This window comes from Streptomyces doebereineriae, assembly GCF_031845645.1.
GTDB classification, from domain to species: domain Bacteria; phylum Actinomycetota; class Actinomycetes; order Streptomycetales; family Streptomycetaceae; genus Streptomyces; species Streptomyces canus.
Genome location: NZ_JAVREZ010000048.1, coordinates 1 through 4,023, shown reverse-complemented (window position 1 = coordinate 4,023; position 4,023 = coordinate 1). Strand labels below are relative to the sequence as shown.

Genomic DNA, 4,023 nt, shown 5'->3' with positions numbered 1-4,023 from the left:
CTTCATGGAGTATCGGCGAAATGCCGTGATGAAATGCCGTTTTTTTGAGCAGAAAGCAGTCAAAAACAGGGGTATTTTGCCCTTTTGACAGGTTCGAGTGCCGCCGAAAAGCGAACAAAGCAACTCATCATCCGAGTCAGCCCGACCGAGTTTGAGACTTTGACCCGACAGAAGACCCATCCGAATTTAGCCCGCTACATTCGGGAGCGGGTTTTGGAAGATGGCAAAGCATCCGACAAAAAAACCGTCAAATTCCAATTCCCGCCCGAAGTCGTGCGCGTCCTTGCAGGCATGGGTAACAACCTGAACCAAATAGCCAAGGCCCTGAACACCGCCGCAAAGGTCGGCACGTTGGGCAATGTGGAAGCACTCAAGGCGACGACCGAGCTGGCAGCGTTGGAACGTTCCTTAAATTCCCTACGGGATTTTTTAGCCAAAGAAAAGAACGGATGGCAGTCCCAATGATTGTGCAGTTTTTCAATAGGGGGAAAGGCGGCGGGAGTGGTCCGATAGACTATCTTCTAGGCAAAGACCGCGACCGAGAAGAAGCCAGATTATTACGCGGCGACCCCGAAGAAACCGCCGCCCTGATAAACAGCAGCGATTACGCCAAGAAATACACCGCCGGCTGCCTGAGCTTTGAAGAAAGCAACATCCCCGCCGAACAGAAACACGCCCTGATGGACAGCTTCGAAGAGTGTATTTTTGCAGGCTTGGACAAAGACCAATACAACTGCCTATGGGTAGAACACCGAGACAAAGGGCGTTTGGAACTCAACTTCGTGATACCGAACATCGAGCTTTTGAGCGGAAAGCGGTTACAGCCCTACTACTACGCCGCCGACAGAGGAAGAGTGGACGCATGGCGCACCATGCAGAACCTGACGCACGGATACAGCGACCCAGACGACCCCGCCAAACGGCAGAGCATGACCCAAGCCAAAGACCTGCCGAGAAACACGCAGGAAGCCGCACAGAGCATCACAGAGCATCACAGACGGCTTAGAAGCCCTAGCCCTATCAGGCAAGCTAAAAAGCCGCGCAGACGTGCTGGAAACGCTGGAAAAGGTAGGTTTTGAAATATCACGAGCGACCATCAGCAGCATCAGCATCAAGAACCCGGACCCAAAAGGGCGCAACATCCGACTGAAAGGCGCACTGTATGAGCAAGATTTCCGATTTGGCGAAGACCTTCGAGCAGACATCACGCACCGAAGCCGCCAGCATAGAGCAACAAACGAAAGCAGACTTAGAGACGTTACGGAAAAATATCAACGAGGCATTGAAGCAAAGCGAGCAGAAAATAACCGCCGATATAAACGCCCGGCAGTTACGCATGAGCAAGGCAGTATTCAAGCCCTATCTGTGGAGCTTGCTAGGTATATCGGCGGCAGGGTTGATAGTCATAGCAGGGCTGTTCATAGCGATATGGAGCGTCAAGAACGAGCTGGACGACTTGAAACAGCAGAGAGCCGAAGCAGAGCGCACCCTAGACCTGTTGGAAACCAAGACCAAAGGTTTGACACTGGAAAATTGCCCAGTCGAGAACAGCAAAGCAACGCGGGTATGCGTAGCGACCGAGAAGCGAATGCTGGACGCGTTAGCGGAATTAGAGAGCAATCACGCAGCAATCGAGCAGCGAATGATGAAAGCCTTAACGCACTTGGGCGAAAGGTTGGCAGAGCTAGAGCAGGAAAACACGAGTTTAGCGCAGCAGCTAGCGAGCTTGGCAGCCGAGTTAGAGCGGCAGAGCGAAATACAGCAACGGCAGAGCGAAATCTTGAATCAACCAGCCAAACGATAAGCCAACGACACAAACGAACCCAAAGCAGGGGATGGGGAATGAGCCGATGATTACCGAGAACGAACGCGACAGGCGAACAGCCGCATGGCTGATAGAGACCTACGGGGCAGAAGCCGTAGCGGAAGCAGAAACCCGCATTGCGGGCGCGAGAAAGCCCTATCCGAGCAATATCGCCAAAGTATTGGGGGCTAGCCTACCCGAAGCCCTAAAACGCACAGAAAACGCCGCAGCGCGCCAAAAACTGGCAGGGCTGCGGCGGATGTTGGACGGTAAGGCAGTTAAGACTTCACAAGACTTGTGAAATCAGACCACTGCTCAATGCGGAACGCCCGAATATCGCGGACAGAAGACGGAAACCAAGGCAGAGCTTTTAGCTCGTTGATGGCTGAAAACAGGTTAGCCATATCTTCGTTTTGGCAGGTGTACAAACTTCCCTGAATGCGGGTAAAGCCGAATTTCCGCAGGGTGTATCCAATATCCGCGTAGGCTTGGGAAATGCCTTTCGGATGGTTTTGAGCGGTATCGGCAACCACCAAATCAAAAGAAATCGCGTACATTAGGCAGCCTTTGGGTCTTGAACGATGTGGGACAGTTTGTATTGCGTGTGTTCGCCGCTTTCCGGCAGTTCAATATTTACGAGCCAATCGCCGTCCGGAAGCTGTTCGGCAGGCGTGCCGACGATGTACATCACGCCGTAATCGCCAAAGGTGCGGATTGAACCGGTGGGGATAGTGGTTTGCATGGTTAGTTCTCCTGTTGGGTTTGGTTTTCAGGCTGGTTTGTCATGTACAAAACCCGTTGGGCAGCTTTTTCGGCTGTTGTGCGTTTGATGCCGTCAGGCAGAAAAATTCTCCATTTTTTGGCTAGAACTATATCTGCAAGATCATCAACCGTTGCGCTTTTCAAAGCAGGATTTGCGTTAATTTCCGAATACAGAAAATCTTTGAATGCCGAGTACAGAGCATCGCGGTTTATTGCGTATCTTGTCATGCTGTTTCGCTTTGGTTGTCAGTTTCAGACGGCATAGGCTTGCCGCGCCTGTACCAAGTGGCGCGGGAAATGCCGAAGTGTTCCCACGGTTTATCGCGGCTGATAGAGTTTTCGGCTAGGTAGTCGGCGCGGGATTGCGACCATGCCCGAAAAACGGTTCTTGTGGAACAGCCGAAGCGTTTTGCCAGTTCTTTAGCCGTAACGTCTCGCTTGGTGGTTTTCAGTTTTGGATAGGCCATATTTCAAAGCTCCGTGATGATTTTTGTTCTGCCTGCATTGATGGTTGTTTTCCGCAAACTATTCCGATGAGCCTGCAATTCCGAAAACCGTCGATTGCTGGCTGCAATATCAAACTTGTACCAAACCCAGTTAGCGATTGATTTGGAGATACATTTCACTTCTTTTTCCCACATCGGGACAGGGAAATCCCCATTTACCCGCATACACTGGTAATGCACTTCTTTCAGCCAGCCTTGCACCGTGTAGCCCTGCTGTTTGAACGCCAACACGTTTTTGTGCGCCCAACGGCTCACAAGGTTAAACACCGTGCAATTTCTGCTTAATCCGACCGCTTCCACGTTAGAGCGACCGATATAGGGCTTAAACTTGTCTAAATCCACGAAATCCGCAAGATACTCCAAATCGTAGCCCCTGATTGCGTCAGGAACGCCGCGCAGCGTCAGCCAATGCGGATGTTCGGGATTTTTCGTAATCAGCGATACAAAGCCCACATCACCGCGCAATTTCGCCTTATATGCTGCTTCAAGTGCAGCAAGATAGCGCAGGGCTTTTTGTCTCCCACCGTATTCCGCCGTCAGCACAGGCGCGGAAAGCGCATAGGCAAGGTGTGCGCCGCCGTTTTCCCTGTTGATTGCCGCCCAAGCAGGCATAGGCAGATTATTGTCTTCCCAAGCCAACCCCGCCCCTTCGTAATCCAAGTCAAAGAGCATAAACACACGCAGATGCGGCGGATTGACTTGGATGTAGCGGCGTTTGATGGCGGCAGCGTAAGAGCGCACCAGCATAGGCGCTTCTTTGAAATCTTTGCAGTATGGCTTGTGTGGGATACGTTCTTGCAAGAAGAGGTCGGGTTGGGTGTATAATTGGCTCATGTTGTATCTCGAAACCCCCGTGCAGATTGGCGTTTGGCGGGGGTTTTGCTTTGTCTAAGATTTGCAGATTGTATGCTTGTTTTTAAGATGATACAACTATGTCAAAATAACCATAAT

Annotated in this window: 9 protein-coding genes; 4 read left to right on the top strand and 5 right to left on the bottom strand. The window is 51.4% G+C overall.

Annotated elements, in window-relative coordinates:
• Positions 1–84 precede the first annotated feature (84 nt).
• The 4 genes from RNB18_RS50605 to RNB18_RS50590 all read left to right on the top strand — a co-directional run bounded on the left by RNB18_RS50605 (position 85) and on the right by RNB18_RS50590 (position 2,105).
• Positions 85–465, top strand: a complete 381-nt coding sequence (locus tag RNB18_RS50605; RefSeq protein ID WP_014580441.1) for a MobC family plasmid mobilization relaxosome protein — start codon at positions 85–87, stop codon at positions 463–465.
• Entirely contained in the window at positions 462–1,079 is a 618-nt protein-coding gene (locus RNB18_RS50600; protein ID WP_003692170.1) for a relaxase/mobilization nuclease domain-containing protein, read from the top strand. Before RNB18_RS50605 ends, RNB18_RS50600 begins: the two co-directional genes overlap by 4 nt.
• An 83-nt stretch (positions 1,080–1,162) precedes the next feature.
• Positions 1,163–1,804, top strand: a complete 642-nt coding sequence (locus RNB18_RS50595; protein WP_146711211.1) for an MbeB family mobilization protein — start codon at positions 1,163–1,165, stop codon at positions 1,802–1,804.
• A gap of 46 nt (positions 1,805–1,850) precedes the next feature.
• Complete coding sequence (locus tag RNB18_RS50590) at positions 1,851–2,105, top strand: Cryptic plasmid protein A (protein WP_003690227.1); 255 nt, start codon at positions 1,851–1,853, stop codon at positions 2,103–2,105.
• On the opposite strand, the gene RNB18_RS50585 is transcribed toward RNB18_RS50590, so the two are convergent.
• Genes RNB18_RS50585 through RNB18_RS50565 form a run of 5 tightly spaced genes read right to left on the bottom strand, consistent with a single transcriptional unit; the run spans position 2,083 to position 3,906 of the window.
• The gene (locus tag RNB18_RS50585) at positions 2,083–2,361 is read right to left on the bottom strand and encodes an endoribonuclease VapD (RefSeq protein ID WP_003690225.1); all 279 of its coding nucleotides are present in this window, start codon (positions 2,359–2,361) and stop codon (positions 2,083–2,085) included. The genes RNB18_RS50590 and RNB18_RS50585 overlap by 23 nt on opposite strands.
• The gene (locus RNB18_RS50580) at positions 2,361–2,546 is read right to left on the bottom strand and encodes a DUF5397 family protein (RefSeq protein ID WP_003690223.1); all 186 of its coding nucleotides are present in this window, start codon (positions 2,544–2,546) and stop codon (positions 2,361–2,363) included. The genes RNB18_RS50585 and RNB18_RS50580 overlap by 1 nt, the downstream gene beginning before the upstream one ends.
• Positions 2,547–2,548: 2 nt before the next feature.
• Positions 2,549–2,794 (bottom strand): hypothetical protein, encoded by a 246-nt coding sequence (locus RNB18_RS50575; protein WP_003690221.1) that lies wholly within the window; start codon positions 2,792–2,794, stop codon positions 2,549–2,551.
• On the bottom strand, positions 2,791–3,033 hold the full coding sequence (locus tag RNB18_RS50570; RefSeq protein ID WP_003690220.1) for an HTH domain-containing protein: 243 nt from the start codon (positions 3,031–3,033) through the stop codon (positions 2,791–2,793). The genes RNB18_RS50575 and RNB18_RS50570 overlap by 4 nt, the downstream gene beginning before the upstream one ends.
• Positions 3,034–3,036: 3 nt before the next feature.
• Positions 3,037–3,906: a replication initiation protein gene (locus RNB18_RS50565; protein WP_003690219.1), complete on the bottom strand. Its 870-nt coding sequence runs from the start codon at positions 3,904–3,906 to the stop codon at positions 3,037–3,039.
• Positions 3,907–4,023: the final 117 nt, after the last annotated feature.

Bases quoted from the DNA above. Each gene is read 5' to 3' on its own strand.
- RNB18_RS50600 (WP_003692170.1), top strand. From the start codon at position 462: ATGATTGTGCAGTTTTTCAATAGGGGGAAAGGCGGCGGGAGTGGTCCG.
- RNB18_RS50595 (WP_146711211.1), top strand. From the start codon at position 1,163: ATGAGCAAGATTTCCGATTTGGCGAAGACCTTCGAGCAGACATCACGC.
- RNB18_RS50590 (WP_003690227.1), top strand. From the start codon at position 1,851: ATGATTACCGAGAACGAACGCGACAGGCGAACAGCCGCATGGCTGATA.
- RNB18_RS50585 (WP_003690225.1), bottom strand. From the start codon at position 2,361: ATGTACGCGATTTCTTTTGATTTGGTGGTTGCCGATACCGCTCAAAAC.
- RNB18_RS50580 (WP_003690223.1), bottom strand. From the start codon at position 2,546: ATGCAAACCACTATCCCCACCGGTTCAATCCGCACCTTTGGCGATTAC.
- RNB18_RS50575 (WP_003690221.1), bottom strand. From the start codon at position 2,794: ATGACAAGATACGCAATAAACCGCGATGCTCTGTACTCGGCATTCAAA.
- RNB18_RS50570 (WP_003690220.1), bottom strand. From the start codon at position 3,033: ATGGCCTATCCAAAACTGAAAACCACCAAGCGAGACGTTACGGCTAAA.
- RNB18_RS50565 (WP_003690219.1), bottom strand. From the start codon at position 3,906: ATGAGCCAATTATACACCCAACCCGACCTCTTCTTGCAAGAACGTATC.